Below are 14,508 nucleotides of genomic sequence, written 5' to 3'. Positions count from 1 at the left end.
GAACTGGCTGCAGCAACGCAACCGCGGATGCTCCACCGGCGGCTACGATGCCCAACCACTGCCAACGCTTCGCTGCCTGCGTTCTTGACGACGTCCTGGCGACACTGGGATCGCGTACAAGCAAACGGGCGTGTTGCACGGGAGACAGGCATAAGCGCACGCACCCATCAATCGGCGGCCACATGACTTGCACCCGAATGCATGCCGTCGCCATCACACAGAACGTCAGCGCGCGGCGCTTCAGTATCTCGAACAGGCGGCGTGGCCACTCCAGAGACGGTTGCACTGAAGCAACACGCCGCGCACCTGACCCAGTTTCATGTGCTGCGGCAGTGGCACTACCCGAGCAGCACCGCCTCACTGGAGGCCGCACGAACCTGTAAGGCGGCGCCCGGCGAATTTGACCACGATAGCTGCCCCTGGTTCTGCGCAAAGGGCTGAGAACGCATATTCGTTGCGTTGCGTGGCACTGCTCTAGCTGGCAGTCACGCGACGGGGCGCTGCAGGTACTGGGCAGGATCAACCTGCTCCGGTTGAAGGCGCGTTGGTGAGCTCCACATCGCAGGCGCGGTACTCCTTCGGATCGAGAAAATCCGCCAGACAGGACCCCACCCGCAACGCCTGCTCGCGCGCATCGCCGCGATAGTCGCCCTCGCCCGCCGCTTCGATGGTGGCGATCGGTGCCGCACGGTCGCGGTGATAGACGAATGCGGTCGACCGCCACAGCGTCTCGCCGGGCGCCTGGCTTTCCATCGTCTCCACGCGGAATTCACCGCAATACCCATGGATCAAGGTGCGTCGAAGTGTCTTGTGCGTCATGCGCGCAGTATCGCCACACAGAGTTGAAGATGACGTGGAAAAAATTCGCTGCCAGCTGGATAAGGGCCCAACGCAACACCGCTGTACTAGGCACAAAAAGACGTCAACAACCCATGTCGATATTCGCTCGCAAAGCGCCGGAGCAGTTGGCGACCGACACAGCAACACGGCAGACCGTTGGCACGCGGCGCAAACAGGATCACATCGAAGGGAAGGCGTTTGAGTCGCCAGCAGCGCGAAGGAACAACCCACTTGCGCTGCGAGACTGAAGAAATGGTGGCCGAGGACGGAATCGAACCGCCGACACGGGGATTTTCAATCCCCTGCTCTACCAACTGAGCTACTCGGCCACTAACCCAACGCTGCTGCCAGCGTTGCGAGGACGCGCATCATAGCGAGCAGCCGCAGTTTGGGCAAGCGTTGTGACGAACTTTGTTGCAGCGCTGCGTGGGGCGCTACGTTTCTTGCGCCGGTTCACGCCGCGCGGCGGGGGCGATGGCCTAGCCTGCGCGCGTCAACCGGAGATCGTCATGCGCCTGCCCCGCCTGCTGTTGTCGTTGCTCGTCCTGCTGCCACTGACTGCGGTTGCGCAACAACCGGTGCGTGCAGTGGCGCAGCTGGATATCTCGCGCTATGCCGGGCAATGGCATGAAATCGCGCACCTGCCGGTGTCGTTCCAGAAGAAGTGCCGCAGCGACATCACCGCCAGCTACACCTTGCGCGACGACGGCCTGATCGGCGTGCGCAATGGCTGCCGTACCTCCGATGGCAGCCTGACCCAGGCCGACGGCGTAGCCAAGCCGGTCGACGGCCACGCCGGACAATTGCAGGTGCGCTTTGCGCCCGAATGGTTGAGCTGGTTGCCGCTGGTATGGGCGGACTATTGGGTGATCGCGCTCGACCCGGACTATCAATGGGCGGTGGTCGGCGAGCCGGATCGCAAATACCTGTGGATCCTGTCGCGCTCGCCACAGATGCCGCGCGCGCAATTCGAGCAGCTCAAGGTGCAGGCCACGCAGATGGGCTACGACCTGTCGCCACTGATCGTTGCCGCGCCATTGCTGTGAGCTGGCTTGCTATGAGCTGGCTTGCTATGAGCTGGCTTGCTGTGAGCTGGCGCGCCGGCTGACCGACGGCGCAGCGTCCACGCCTGCCGCAAGGCAGCGTCCGTACTGCGTAGTATTCTTGGCGCCGCCTTACACCCGCCAAGGACCCACTTACATGCGTGCCTATCGCCTTCTGATCGTGTCGCTGGCCTGCGGCCTGCTGCTGAGCGCCTGCGGTGGCGCGGTCCGCCGCGTGTCCGAGCCGGCGGCCAGCATCCAGCAGCTGACCGTGCGTGCCGACGGCTCCTGGTCGGTGGATCTGCGCCTGCAGAACTACAGCAGCATCCCGATGCAGTTTGAGCGCGTGGCGCTGGAAATTTCCGCCAGCGACCAGGTCGCAGGCAAGCTCGACCAGACCGTGGGGATCTCGATCGGTCCGGAGACCGCCGACGTGGTGACCGTCACCCTGCAGCCCACCTCCCTGGGCCGCATCACCGTGGCCGATGTGCTCGCCGGCGGCCGCTCGCTGCCGTACTCGCTCAAGGGCACTGTGTGGGCCACCCCGCAGGACAAGAAACAACGCGAGTTCGCGGTCGAATCGCGCAACACGCTCAGCCCGGCCCCCGGCCTCAACGGCGTGCTGCGCTGACGCGCACGCCTCCCGCATCCGCTTCGAAGGATCCCGCATGAGCAGCTACAACGCCCCACTGACCGATTTCCGCTTCGCCCTGCACGACGTGCTCGGTGCGGAAGCCTTGTTCGCCCGGCTTGGCTATGGCGACGCCAGCGCCGACATCATCGACGCGGTGCTCGAAGAAGCCGGCCGCTTCACCACCCAAGTGCTGGCGCCGCTCAACAGCGTGGGCGATGAAATCGGCTGCGCGTTCGACAAGAGTACCCACGCCGTCACCACCCCGCCCGGCTTCCGCGCGGCCTACGACCAGTTCGTGGCAGGCGGCTGGAACGGCCTGACTGCCGAGCCGGAGTTCGGTGGCCAGGGCATGCCGCACACCCTGGGCGTGCCGCTGAGCGAAATGATCAACGCTGCCAACCTGGCCTGGGGCAACTTCCCGCTGCTCTCGCACGGCGCTACCGAGGCGCTGCGCCAGCATGGCGAAGCCTGGCAGCAGGAGGTGTTCCTCAAGCCGCTGATCGATGGCCGCTGGACCGGCACCATGTGCCTGACCGAGCCGCATTGCGGCACCGACCTGGGCCTGCTCAAGACCCGCGCCGAGCCCAATGCCGATGGCAGCTACGCCATCACCGGCACCAAGATCTTCATCACCGCCGGCGAGCACGACCTCACCGACAACATCGTGCACTTGGTGCTGGCCAAACTGCCCGACGCCCCGCCCGGTGCCAAGGGCATCTCGCTGTTCGTCACCCCCAAGTTCAAGGTGGACCGCGACGGCACCGTGGGCGAGCGTAATGCGCTGCATTGCGGCTCGATCGAACACAAGATGGGCATCAAGGGGTCGGTGACCTGCGTGATGAACTTCGAAGGGGCGCAGGGATATCTCGTCGGCCAGCCGCACAAGGGCCTGCAGGCCATGTTTACGATGATGAACACTGCGCGCCTGAGCGTGGGCCTGCAAGGCATCGGCCTGTCCGAGCGCGCCTATCAGAACGCCCTGCGCTACACCCGCGAGCGCCTGCAGTCGCGCGCGCTCAGTGGCGCCAAATTTCCCGACAAGCCGGCCGACCCGATCATCGTGCACCCGGACGTGCGGCGCATGCTGCTGACCATCAAGTCGCTGACCGAAGGCAGCCGCCTGCTGGCGCTGCATGCGGCCAGCCTGGTCGATGTGTCGCACCGCGGCGGCAGCGACCAGGAACGCGCCGATGCCGAGACCCTGGTGAGCTTCCTCACCCCGATCTCCAAGGCCTGCCAGACCGAATGGTCGATCGAAAATACATACCACGCGCTGCAGTGCTTCGGCGGCCACGGCTATATCCGCGAATACGGCATGGAGCAGCTGGCCCGCGACGCGCGCATCACCACCATCTACGAAGGCACTACCGGCATCCAGGCGCTGGATCTGATCGGCCGCAAGACCGCCACCAGCCAGGCCGCCGGGCTCAAGCTGTTCCTGGCCGATGTGGAAACCTTCGCCAATGCGCAGGAAGGCAATGCCGCACTGGCCGAGTTCATCAAGCCCTTGCGCGACAAGTGCAGCGAGTGGGCCATGCTGACCCGCGATGTGCTGGACCGCGCCGCACGTGATCCGGACGAACTGGGCGCCGCCAGCTACGACTATCTGTTCTATTCCGGCTACGTGGTGCTGGCGTACTGGTGGACCCGCAGCGTTGCGGCGGCCGATGCGTCCGCACACAGCGACGCTTTCAAGCGTGCCAAGCGCGAGACAGCGCGGTTCTACTTCGCCCGCATCCTGCCGCGCACATTGACCCATGCCGCCACCATTCGCAGCGGTGCCGCCCCGCTGATGACGCTGGAAGCGGAGCTGTTCGGCGAAGCCTGAGCAGCCACGCCGCATCGCGAGCTGCCGCTGTCGTAGGAGCGGACCTGGCCGCGACGAGGCGGTACCGATCGACAAGACGTCGCGCCCAGGTGCGCTCCTACGAGTAAACATCACGGGATTCTGCCGCTGTCGTAGGAGCGGACCTGGCCGCGACGAGGCGGTACCGATCGACAAGGCGTCGCGCCCGGGTGCGCTCCTACAGGTAAACAGCGCGGGATTTTGATGCTGTCGTAGGAGCGGACCTGGCCGCGATGAGGCGGTACCGATCGACAAGACGTCGCGCCCGGGCGCGCTCCTACGAGTAAACAGCGCGGGATTCCGCTGCTGTCGTAGGAACGGACCTGGCCGCGATGAGGCGGTACCGATCGAAAAGACGTCGCACCCGGGTGCGCTCCTACGGGTAAACAGCGCGGGATTCCGCTGCTGTCGTAGGAGCGGACCTGGCCGCGATGAGGCGGTACCGATCGACAAAGACGTCGCGCCCAGGTGCGCTCCTACAGGTAAACATCGCAGGATTCTGTCGCTGTCGTAGGAGCGGACCTGGCCGCGACGAGGTAGTACCGATTGATTTCAGGTCGGCTCCGCCGCGAGAGAGCGTTGCAGACACGCCGGCACACCCTGCGCCATTCGTTGCAAGACACGCGCCAAGGCCGTTCGCTGCGATACACAAACTGTCAACGATCGGGTATAAGCTGTTTTCCCGATGGAGACAGACACGCACGTTCGTGATGTGATCGTCCCCGGAGGCATCCTTGCCCCGGTCGCGGGCAGCGCTGTCGCTGCGATCCGGCAACTTCCCACCTTGCGCCTGCTTTCCCTCGATGCGCACGGCCGCGTGCTGGACTGGATCAACTGGCAAGACGCCGCCTGCCTGTACGCCCGCGGTGCGGTGTCCTGGACGCTGGGCGAGCCCTGCATGCAGATCCACGGCGGCATTTCGCGGCTGACCGGCGAGCGCAGTACGCTGGAGCTGCACCCGATCATCGCTGCGCGCGGCCATGCCCGCTCGCGTGCGCTGGACCCCACCCCGACCTTGAGCAACACCGCGCTGTTCGCACGCGATTCGCAGCTGTGCATGTACTGCGGCCAGCACTTCAGCCGCCCGCATCTGACCCGCGATCACGTCATGCCGGTCTCCAAGGGCGGGCGCGACAGCTGGGAGAACGTGGTCACCGCTTGCTTCCAGTGCAACTCGCGCAAGGCCAACCGCACGCCACAGCAGGCGCACATGCCGCTGCTGGCGGTGCCGTATCGGCCGAGTTGGATCGAGCATCTGATCCTGTCCAACCGCAACATCCTGTCCGATCAGATGGCCTTCCTGCGCGCGCAGCTGCCCAAGCGTTCGAAGCTGTCGCTGTAAGGCTGCTGGGTGCGAGCACCCGCAACAACGCGCTGAACGACGCCCGCAATGCCAACCGCGGCAGCTGATGGCAGCGTGATCGAGAAAGCGGCTTGCGTGCCGGTAACGACGGTGGTCATCCAGCAAAGACTCGCCTGACCCGGCTTGCTTTTCAGTCCACGCTGCGTTGCCTTCGCGGATTACGGCACACGGCTGGAGCCGCAGCTCCGACCGACAGCACGCGCCCGCAACTGCCCACCCAAACAGCGCGCGACACACCAACAGCGGCACCCACAAAGGCCGCGATGCGCCGCCTGCTTAGTGATTGGTGCGAGGTGCGATAAACACCACGACGCCCCGCCTCCCGGGTGCGGCAGATTGCCGCAGGCGCCAGCAAGGACCGCACACACCAGTAGCAACGGCGCGCCGGACCATCACCGCCCGCTGACAGCTGAACCGGTTTGCTTGCCGGGCCTTCGCATGGGGAGGACAATATGGCTTCAGAACATTGACACGACGATGATCGATTCAACCCGCTATCCGCGCCTGTCGCGCATCCAGACCCCCGACGATCTGCGTAGCTTCGACGAGACCGAGCTCACGGCGATCGCGGAAGAACTGCGTTCCTACCTCATCGAGTCGGTGGGCAAGAGCGGCGGGCACTTCGCGGCCGGCCTGGGCGTGATCGAACTCACCGTCGCCCTGCACTACCTGTATCAGACCCCGGTCGATCAGCTGGTGTGGGACGTGGGGCATCAGACCTACCCGCACAAGATCCTCACCGGCCGTCGCGACCAGATCCATACGGTCAAACAGAAGGACGGCGTGGCGCCGTTTCCCAAGCGCGAAGAGAGCATCTACGACACCTTCGGTGTGGGCCATTCGTCCACCTCGATCTCGGCCGCGCTCGGCATGGCGATTGCGGCGCAGCGCAATGGCGACGACCGCAAGGTCGTGGCGGTGATCGGCGATGGCGCGATGACCGCCGGCATGGTCTACGAGGCGCTCAACCACGCCGGTGGCATGAACCCGGAACCGAACCTGCTGGTGATCCTCAACGACAACCGCATGTCGATCTCCGAAGCGGTGGGCGGGCTGACCAAGATGCTGGGCCGCGCCAGCGGCAGCCGCACGCTCAACGCCATCCGCGAAGGCGGCAAGAAGATCCTCGGCGACAAGAAGAACAACCCGACTGCGCGCTTCGTGCGGCGCTGGGAAGAACACTGGAAAGGTATGTTCGTGCCGTCCACGCTGTTCGAAGAAATGGGCTTCCATTACACCGGCCCGATCGATGGCCACGACCTGCCCAGCCTGGTCGGCGCGCTGAAGACCCTGAAGACGCTCAAGGGCCCGCAGCTGCTGCATGTCATCACCACCAAGGGCAAGGGCTACGAGCTGGCCGAAGGCGACCAGATCGGCTATCACGCGGTCGGCCCGTTCGATCCAAGCAAGGGTCTGGTGGCCAAGACCGGTGCCAAGAAGCCGACCTATACCGATGTCTTCAGCGACTGGGTCTGCGACATGGCTGCGGCCGAGCCGAAGCTGCTGGTGATCACCCCGGCGATGCGCGAAGGCTCGGGCCTGGTGCGTTTCAGCAAGGAGTATCCGCAGCGCTACTTCGATGTCGCGATTGCCGAGCAGCACGCAGTGACGTTAGCCGCAGGCATGGCGACTCAGGGCGCCAAGCCCGTGGTGGCGATCTACTCCACCTTCCTGCAACGCGGTTACGACCAATTGGTGCACGACGTGGCGGTCCAGCAGCTGGATGTGCTGTTCGCAATCGACCGCGGCGGCGTGGTCGGCCCCGATGGCGCCACCCATGCCGGAAACCTGGATCTGAGCTTCCTGCGCTGCGTGCCGTACATGGTGGTGATGGCACCGGCCGACGAAGCCGAGTGCCGCCAGATGCTGAGTACCGGTGTGCGTTACGAAGGCCCGGCGGCGGTGCGCTACCCGCGCGGCACCGGCCCCGGCGTGGCGCTTGATGCATCGCTGGCTACTTTGCCGATCGGCAAGGCGCAGTTGCGACACAGCGGCACGCGCATCGCGCTGCTGGGCTTCGGCGTGACCGTGGAAGCAGCCGAAGCAGTCGGCCGCGAACTGGGGCTGACCGTGGTCAACATGCGCTTCGTCAAACCGCTCGACAAGGCGATGCTGCTGGAGCTGGCCAAGACCCACGACGGCTTCGTCACCATCGAAGACAACGTCGTCGCCGGTGGCGCCGGCTCGGGCGTAGCCGAGCTGCTCAATGCCGAAGCCATCACCATGCCCATGCTGCACCTGGGCCTGCCGGACAGCTTCCAGCACCACGCCAGCCGCGAAGACCTGCTGGCCGAAGCCTGCATCGACCAGGCCGGCATCCGCGCCGCGGTGCTCAAGCGTTGGCCGCAGCTGATGGCCAGCAGCACACCACCGCGAAACGCCGCGGCGGGTTAAGCACTGCGCTGCGCTATCCACACGACTGGATTCGCCGGTCGTGTGGATACGTTGATAGTTGCGATTTCAGGTGACCCGTTTGTGCGCGACTTGGTTTGTGCGCGACCTGCTCGCGCTGATTTTGGCCAAACGACGATTGCTCGCATCAGTGTGTTAGCCACGCCAAGGCGCGCGATGCGTTCTGTCTGTGCTGTGTCCAGCGTGCGATGGATGATCTCGATGCGACGCCTGCGCGACAACGGATATATCGCCCCGGTTCGCTATGCAGGCGCAAGGCCGCTTGCAGACCCTGCGCGACTCGGTCACCGGCATCCGCAGCGACAGCGCTGAGGCTTACGCATTGAAGGGAAGCATCGCTTTCATCAGCAGCTGCACCACTGCGCAGTGCACCTGCAAGATCAACGCACGCGATGCATTACACCTGGGCTGCAATGCCGTCGATGCCGTCGTCGCTCGGCACAGTTCCCGTCTGCGCGAAGGCCTCCACCAGCCGCACGATGCGCGCTTGCGCCGCGATCTGCTGCAACTCCGTCTGCAAACGCAGCACGCCGGAGCGTGGACCAGCAGCCGCCAGCGCCGCGCCCAGCACCTGCGGCAATGCACTCAGCTCGCGCAGCCACGTTGCGGCACCTGCCACCTGCAGACGCGCAGCGTGATCGAACTGGTCGTAGTCCAGCGGATACACGATCGACGGCAATCCCGCGGCCAGGCAGGCATACAGAATGCCGGCACCACCGTGGTGCACGACCAGATCATAGCGATGCAGATGCTGCGCGTAATCCACATACGGCAGGCGCCGATAATTGCCCTGCGCATGCTGGTGCGGCGCGGTCGCATCGCCGTCGCTGAAGTGAAAGATCACCTCGGGAAACTGCGGCGCCAGCGCGCGCAGCACGCCATCCATGCGCTGCTTGACCCATTGCAGATGCGTGCCCAACGTGATCAGCACATGGCGATGACCAGGGACGAATTCGGGAGCCGCCACGGTCGATGGCGGCGTGCACAACTGCGGCCCGACGAAGCGCAGCGCCGCCGGCCAGCGCTGCGCGAATTCGAACGACGGCAGCCCCAACGCCAGAATGCACTGCGGCGAATACACCGCCTCGCTGCGATCGCTGCGGTAGAGCGCCGGCAAGCCGCAGGCACGCATCTGGTGACGATAGCAGGCATGCAAGCTGCGCTTGAATCCGCGCGTGAGCCGCCGTGCCAACCCATGCCAGACACGCTGCCGCATGCTGGTTGCAGGCAGCAACCCACCGAAATAGGCGGGCGGGCCATCATGGGTTTCGATCACGCAGGGCGACGGCATGCTGGTCCACCACGCAATTCCCATGGCCTGCGCTGTCAGCCCGGCGCTGGGCAGGGTGAAATCGACGATGACCAGATCCGGCCGTCGCTCGCTCCAGCGCTGCTGCAATGCAGTGCCCACACGTGCCATCAGGCCGAGCGCATCGTGCAGCTGTCGGCGTAGACGCAACGGGTGATGGCCCACGGCGTGTGGCGGGTTGGCGATCTGCGTCAAGACGCGATCGGCCTGCGCGTCCAGCACGCTTGCCGCGTACACCCCGCAGGCAGCGATACGTGCCTGCGCCGCCGGCGTGCTGATGACGTGGACGTCATGCCGGGCCGCGAGCTGACGCGCAATGGCCAGAATCGGATGCAGATGGCCGCTGTACGGCGGCGCGATCAGATCAATCCGCATCTGCACCGCTCTGCACATGCTGCTCGACCTCGGCAACAAAGGCCTGGCAGCTGGCAAGCACCGCTGCATCGCGCAAATACTCCATATGACCGCAGGCCGGCGTCAGCTCAACCGCACCATCGAACAGCGCACGCGAGATCCGATCGCCCTGCCCTTGCACTACGCGCACGTGACCGAATGCAGCAGGCGTCCGACAGACCGGGCCGTACGCAAACACGGCCAGCCGCGCGCGTAGTGCCTGCGGCAACTGCAGTGCGGTCAGCAACTGCAGCCCGCAACTTCCGGCTAGCAGCACCGTCATCGGCGTCTGCTGCAGTAGTGCACTGACCCGCGCGCGATCAGCCTCTACAACGCGACCGGCACGCGCCTGCAGATAGTGGCGCGCATTGGACAGACTCGCACGCCATAGCGGCGTGCGCCGGTGTGGAGCACTGTCCGGCCAGTACGGGTAATTGCACGCGATCAGTCGTCGGCGCGCGCCCTGCAGCGCGTGCAGAAATTCGTGTTGTTCTGCACTCAAGGCGCAACGTGCCGGGTCGCTTTGCCCGGTCAGGAAGGCGATCTGCAGCAGCGCGGCGTCACTGCGCACGGAAGCACCCGTTCGACAACACACGGTATCGGCGGGTGCGCCAGCGAATGGTGCGCACCAACGCGGCATGCAGCAGATGCAGCGGTTGCAGACACTCGGCGCAGAGCGATAACAGCGGGCGATGGCGCACCGCACCGGTTGCACGCCGTTGCACAGCGCAGAGCAGCACTGCGCGCAGCAATAACGTGACGACCACGCCTGCCCCCACCGGCCACGAAGGCCACACGCAGGCGCCGATCGACATGGCAACCAGCAACAACGGCGGCAAGCCCTGCAAGATGCCGATGGCGCTACGCGTGCGCGCACGTTGTTGCCGAAGCAGGATCAAGGCGAACAACATCCAGCGATGCATCTGCCGCGCGTAGCTGTGCAGATCCGGCATCGCGGTGCGCATCGCCACCGGCGCAGTGGATTGCCACAGCCGCCCACCGCGTGCGCGGACCAGCGTGGCAACCGCCAGATCGTCGGTCAGTTGCTCCAGCAACGTGGCAAAACCGCCCCAGGCACGCAGTTGCGCCGTGCGCGCGGCGTAGCACATGCCGTTGATGGTCAACGGCGCCGCGAATGGCAGCCAGCCCAGATAGGTAAGCACGGCATTGTTGTTGACGAACTGCGACAGCAGGCGGCCTGCCAACGTCTCGCTATCGCAGTAATACGGCAACGCAGTCACCACGTCGGCGTTGCTTAGATCCTGCAATAGCTGCACCAGTGCGGCTTCGCTCAGCTGCGCATCGTCGTCCAGGATCAGGCAGATCGGCGCCTGCACCTGGGCAAGCACGTATTCGAGCTTCCACGCCTTGGGATTGATGCTGGCTGGCGCCGCGGGCACCAGCATCCGGGTAATGCGCACCTTCGGGTACTGCATGATCAGCGCATCTGCGACCGTGTTTCCGGCCGCATCGTCCGCGTCCATCAGCCAAAAAAAATGCGCGGCTGGCAGCGCCTGCAGATTGGCCGCCAGCACACTCTGCAAATGCGCGTCACCGCCCAGAATCGGCTGCAGGATCGCCACCTCTGCCTGGGTACCGGCAAGACCGCGTGCTGGCCGTGCGCGCGCGTCACGCATGACCCACAGCGCCGCGCCCGTCTTCACCACCAGCAGGCTCAGATACAGCGCGGCCAATGCGAGCACGGCTACACCCACTGCGCCGCCTGCCAACGCACGAACGCCTCGATGCCCTCTTCCACGCCCACGCTGGGCGCCCCCAGATCGGCAAGCGTGCGTTGCGGATTGAAGGTCTTGGAGTAGGCAAACGCACCGACGCCAAACCGCGTGATCGGCGGCTCGCCGCGCAACCGCAGCACGCGATAAAGACCTTCCACCACGCTGGCCATGCGCAGCGCGGTGCCGATGCGCACTTCGCGGTGCGGCAACGGCAGTTGCAGGCGCGCCAGCACATCCAGCACCGTTTGCTGCAGATCCACCGGCTGTGCGTTGGTAAGGTTGTAGGCGCTCTGCAGCTGCGGTGCCGTGGCCGCGCGGTAGAGGTAGTCGCAGAGCGTATCGATATAGATCAGATCGCCGATCACCGGTTGGGTCTGGCCGACAAAGCGCAGCAACGCACCTTTGCGCGCAGCGGCGATCACACGCGGGAACAACACCGTGTCGCCCGGTCCGAATACCGCGCGCGGGCGCAACACCGATGCCTGCCCCGGATAGCGCTCCAGCAAGGTTTCGCCGAGGTATTTGGTGTGGGCGTAGGTGTTGACGAAGTGCGGGCCGATGGGGCTGTTTTCATCCAGATCGTATTGATGCGCCTCGCGGTAAAACACCGAGCTGGAGGACACGTACAGCAAGCGTGGACAGCCGTTGCGCATGCAGAAATCGACGACATTGGCGGTGGCCTGCACGTTGTGCAGTTGGAACTGCGCGCGAGTCCCCCACGGGGATGCCAGTGCCGCGGCGTGGATCACCACATCCGGCTGCCAGTCCAGCGAGAACGGTTGGCTCAGATCGATGCGGTGATAGTTGGGTAATTCGCTGGCACGACGCCCGATGCCGTGAATCTCCACACCGGGTTGTCCCTGGAAACGGCGCATGAAGGAGCCGCCGACAAAACCGGATGCGCCGGTCACGAGAATACGCAGGCTCATCGCCACTCCGGTTGGTAACGGTCAAGACTGGGTTGGCAGTGCGAGGGCAGGATCGCCAGCTCCGGATGCACCTGCGACAACCCATGCAAGTGCTGCACGGTACGCCGGAACGCGTTCCAATCGTGCATCAGCAAACGCGTGGGCCACGCCGGCCACTGCAATGTTGCCCAGGTGGCCGACGACCACACCGCATCTGCGCAGAGCAGCACCTCGCGATCATGCTGGTCGCGTAGCCACAGGCCCATTTGCCCGGGTACGTGGCCGGGCAGCGGCACGGCAAGCACGCTGCCGTCTTCGAACAGATCGTATGCGGTGCCCAGGCCCTTCCAGGCGCCGCTCAGCTCGCGCTGCGGCGCCTGCTCGGCAAACTGCAAGCGTTGATCGAAATCCGACGGCAGTAGCTGCGGCAGCAAAGCACGGCGCAATCCTCCCAGGCGCGAGCAACTGCGCAGTTGCTGGTAGTCCGCACGCAGACAGAGGAAGCGCGCGTTCGGCAGATCGCGCAAACCGCCTACGTGGTCGGCATGAAAATGCGAAATCAGGCACCAGGCAATATCGTCCAGCTGCACGTCGCGACGTGCCAGCTGCGCGCGCAGGGTTTCGTGCGTGGGCAGGGTCACCGGGGTGGTCAAGCGATACAGGCGCTCCGGCCAGGGATCGGTGGCCTGGAAAAAATGCGTGGCGTAGCCGGTGTCGTAGAGCATCGCTCCACGCTGCGGGTGCCGGATCAACACACTCAACGCGGGAAATTCCACCGCATGCCAATGGCCGTCTGCACGCACCATGCGCTCGCAATGCCGGCAGTGGCCGACGCGCAAGAGTTCGAGAGAAACGCGCACGCGCATCAGTAGCGCAACACCATGCCGCCGATCGCCAGACCGGCGCCGGTACCGAGTAGCGCGAACACGTCGCCGCGCTGCAGTTGCCCATCGACGCAGGCGTGATGCAAGGCATGCGGGAGCGAAGCGGCCACCTGGTTGCCGGTGGCGTGCAGGATGCGCACGACCTGATCGCTGCGTAGCCCCAGCGCGCGCACCACGTGATCCAGGCCGCCACCGGAGGCCTGATGCGGCACCAGATAGCGCAGCTGCGCCGCGGTGATGCCGGCATCGTGCAACAACTGTTCCCAGAACGCCGGCAGATGCCGCGCCGCAAAGCGGTAGGCGCTACGCCCATCCATCCAGAACGCGCGCGACGTATCCGGCGCGCTGTCTTGGTCATGCGGTGCGCGGGTACCGCCACCGCGAATGCGGCACACATCTGCGCCGCTGCCGTAACTGGACAGGCGACTGGACAGCAAGGCAGAGCCATCGTCAGCGCTGCTACGCCCGACCACCACGGCCGCAGCACCATCGCCGAACAGACCGGCGGTGGCAGGTACTGCCTCGTCCAGACCGGCCGATGCCACTTCACTGGAGACGATCAGCACGCGTTGGTAGCGGCCCAGCGCCAGCGCATTGGCGGCCATGTCCAGCGCAACCACAAAGCTCAGGCAGGTTGCATTGACGTCGAAGGCAGGGATGCCGGAATCGCCCAGCCCCAGTGCGCGCTGGATCAACACCGCCTGGCAGGGGATGGGCTGCTCCATCACGCTGCAGGCAGAGATCAGGCAATCGATCTGGCTGCTGTCGATGCCCGCGTTGGCCAATGCCTGCTGCGCGGCGGCGGCCCCCATCGACGATGCGGTCTCGCCCTCGCCGACGTAATGGCGCGTGGCAACTCCCAGGCGCGCAAAGGTGGTACCGGCCGGCAACTGCCAGCGCGCGTCCAGCGCGTGCGAAGTGACTTCCCTGGCCGGGAGGTGGCGCCCGGTACCGAGGATGCGCAGCGGCAGTGCGTTCAACGCGGAGCTCTCAGTGAACAAGGCGCGCAGCATACCGTGGCTGGCTAGGCTGGCCTAACCCGAGGTGACAGCGACAACGTGGCGGTGCGCACGAACGAACGATGACCGAAACAGCGGCCACTCAACTGCCGCCCGGCTGCAGCTGACGAGCCGGTGCACT

Annotated in this window: 12 protein-coding genes and 1 tRNA gene; 5 read left to right on the top strand and 8 right to left on the bottom strand. The window is 65.3% G+C overall.

Annotated elements, in window-relative coordinates:
- Positions 1–519: 519 nt before the first annotated feature.
- Together ASF90_RS14570 and ASF90_RS14565 are read right to left on the bottom strand one after the other, a co-directional pair.
- A complete protein-coding gene (locus tag ASF90_RS14570) occupies positions 520–819 on the bottom strand; it encodes a hypothetical protein (RefSeq protein ID WP_055851569.1) in 300 nt (99 codons plus the stop codon).
- 274 nt (positions 820–1,093) lie between these two features.
- Positions 1,094–1,169: transfer RNA gene (locus ASF90_RS14565), tRNA-Phe, on the bottom strand.
- 180 nt (positions 1,170–1,349) lie between these two features.
- On the opposite strand from ASF90_RS14565, the gene ASF90_RS14560 reads away from it, so the two are divergent.
- The 5 genes from ASF90_RS14560 to dxs all read left to right on the top strand — a co-directional run bounded on the left by ASF90_RS14560 (position 1,350) and on the right by dxs (position 8,120).
- Positions 1,350–1,886 (top strand): lipocalin family protein, encoded by a 537-nt coding sequence (locus tag ASF90_RS14560; protein WP_055852262.1) that lies wholly within the window; start codon positions 1,350–1,352, stop codon positions 1,884–1,886.
- A 154-nt stretch (positions 1,887–2,040) separates the two neighbouring features.
- Positions 2,041–2,514 (top strand): LEA type 2 family protein, encoded by a 474-nt coding sequence (locus tag ASF90_RS14555; protein WP_055851566.1) that lies wholly within the window; start codon positions 2,041–2,043, stop codon positions 2,512–2,514.
- A gap of 37 nt (positions 2,515–2,551) precedes the next feature.
- Complete coding sequence (locus ASF90_RS14550) at positions 2,552–4,345, top strand: acyl-CoA dehydrogenase C-terminal domain-containing protein (RefSeq protein ID WP_055851563.1); 1,794 nt, start codon at positions 2,552–2,554, stop codon at positions 4,343–4,345.
- A gap of 703 nt (positions 4,346–5,048) precedes the next feature.
- Positions 5,049–5,705: an HNH endonuclease gene (locus tag ASF90_RS14545; protein ID WP_055851559.1), complete on the top strand. Its 657-nt coding sequence runs from the start codon at positions 5,049–5,051 to the stop codon at positions 5,703–5,705.
- A gap of 498 nt (positions 5,706–6,203) precedes the next feature.
- Positions 6,204–8,120: a 1-deoxy-D-xylulose-5-phosphate synthase gene (dxs, locus tag ASF90_RS14540; RefSeq protein ID WP_055851556.1), complete on the top strand. Its 1,917-nt coding sequence runs from the start codon at positions 6,204–6,206 to the stop codon at positions 8,118–8,120.
- A 415-nt stretch (positions 8,121–8,535) separates the two neighbouring features.
- Here dxs and ASF90_RS14535 read toward each other — a convergent pair whose 3' ends face one another.
- The 6 genes from ASF90_RS14535 to ASF90_RS14510 are packed head-to-tail and all read right to left on the bottom strand — an operon-like array spanning position 8,536 to position 14,381.
- Positions 8,536–9,822 (bottom strand): glycosyltransferase, encoded by a 1,287-nt coding sequence (locus ASF90_RS14535; RefSeq protein WP_055851553.1) that lies wholly within the window; start codon positions 9,820–9,822, stop codon positions 8,536–8,538.
- Positions 9,812–10,480 carry a hypothetical protein gene (locus ASF90_RS14530; protein WP_193552599.1) on the bottom strand — a complete coding sequence of 223 codons (669 nt, stop codon included), beginning with the start codon at positions 10,478–10,480 and terminating at the stop codon, positions 9,812–9,814. The genes ASF90_RS14535 and ASF90_RS14530 overlap by 11 nt, the downstream gene beginning before the upstream one ends.
- Complete coding sequence (locus tag ASF90_RS14525) at positions 10,401–11,555, bottom strand: glycosyltransferase (RefSeq protein ID WP_055852259.1); 1,155 nt, start codon at positions 11,553–11,555, stop codon at positions 10,401–10,403. The genes ASF90_RS14530 and ASF90_RS14525 overlap by 80 nt, the downstream gene beginning before the upstream one ends.
- Positions 11,546–12,505, bottom strand: a complete 960-nt coding sequence (locus ASF90_RS14520) for an NAD(P)-dependent oxidoreductase (RefSeq protein WP_055851547.1) — start codon at positions 12,503–12,505, stop codon at positions 11,546–11,548. The genes ASF90_RS14525 and ASF90_RS14520 overlap by 10 nt, the downstream gene beginning before the upstream one ends.
- Positions 12,502–13,350, bottom strand: a complete 849-nt coding sequence (locus tag ASF90_RS14515; protein ID WP_055851545.1) for an MBL fold metallo-hydrolase — start codon at positions 13,348–13,350, stop codon at positions 12,502–12,504. The genes ASF90_RS14520 and ASF90_RS14515 overlap by 4 nt, the downstream gene beginning before the upstream one ends.
- On the bottom strand, positions 13,350–14,381 hold the full coding sequence (locus tag ASF90_RS14510; protein WP_055851542.1) for a 3-oxoacyl-[acyl-carrier-protein] synthase III C-terminal domain-containing protein: 1,032 nt from the start codon (positions 14,379–14,381) through the stop codon (positions 13,350–13,352). Before ASF90_RS14510 ends, ASF90_RS14515 begins: the two co-directional genes overlap by 1 nt.
- Positions 14,382–14,508: the final 127 nt, after the last annotated feature.

The sequence above is a fragment of the Xanthomonas sp. Leaf148 genome, from assembly GCF_001423585.1.
Classification (GTDB): Bacteria; Pseudomonadota; Gammaproteobacteria; order Xanthomonadales; family Xanthomonadaceae; genus Xanthomonas.
This window is presented reverse-complemented; position numbering and strand designations above follow the sequence as displayed.

Coding starts and splice junctions, on each gene's coding strand:
- ASF90_RS14535 (WP_055851553.1), bottom strand. CDS start 9,822: ATGCGGATTGATCTGATCGCGCCGCCGTACAGCGGCCATCTGCATCCG.
- ASF90_RS14520 (WP_055851547.1), bottom strand. CDS start 12,505: ATGAGCCTGCGTATTCTCGTGACCGGCGCATCCGGTTTTGTCGGCGGC.
- dxs (WP_055851556.1), top strand. CDS start 6,204: ATGATCGATTCAACCCGCTATCCGCGCCTGTCGCGCATCCAGACCCCC.
- ASF90_RS14510 (WP_055851542.1), bottom strand. CDS start 14,381: ATGCTGCGCGCCTTGTTCACTGAGAGCTCCGCGTTGAACGCACTGCCG.
- ASF90_RS14515 (WP_055851545.1), bottom strand. CDS start 13,350: ATGCGCGTGCGCGTTTCTCTCGAACTCTTGCGCGTCGGCCACTGCCGG.
- ASF90_RS14550 (WP_055851563.1), top strand. CDS start 2,552: ATGAGCAGCTACAACGCCCCACTGACCGATTTCCGCTTCGCCCTGCAC.
- ASF90_RS14560 (WP_055852262.1), top strand. CDS start 1,350: ATGCGCCTGCCCCGCCTGCTGTTGTCGTTGCTCGTCCTGCTGCCACTG.
- ASF90_RS14530 (WP_193552599.1), bottom strand. CDS start 10,480: ATGCCGCGTTGGTGCGCACCATTCGCTGGCGCACCCGCCGATACCGTG.
- ASF90_RS14555 (WP_055851566.1), top strand. CDS start 2,041: ATGCGTGCCTATCGCCTTCTGATCGTGTCGCTGGCCTGCGGCCTGCTG.
- ASF90_RS14545 (WP_055851559.1), top strand. CDS start 5,049: ATGGAGACAGACACGCACGTTCGTGATGTGATCGTCCCCGGAGGCATC.
- ASF90_RS14570 (WP_055851569.1), bottom strand. CDS start 819: ATGACGCACAAGACACTTCGACGCACCTTGATCCATGGGTATTGCGGT.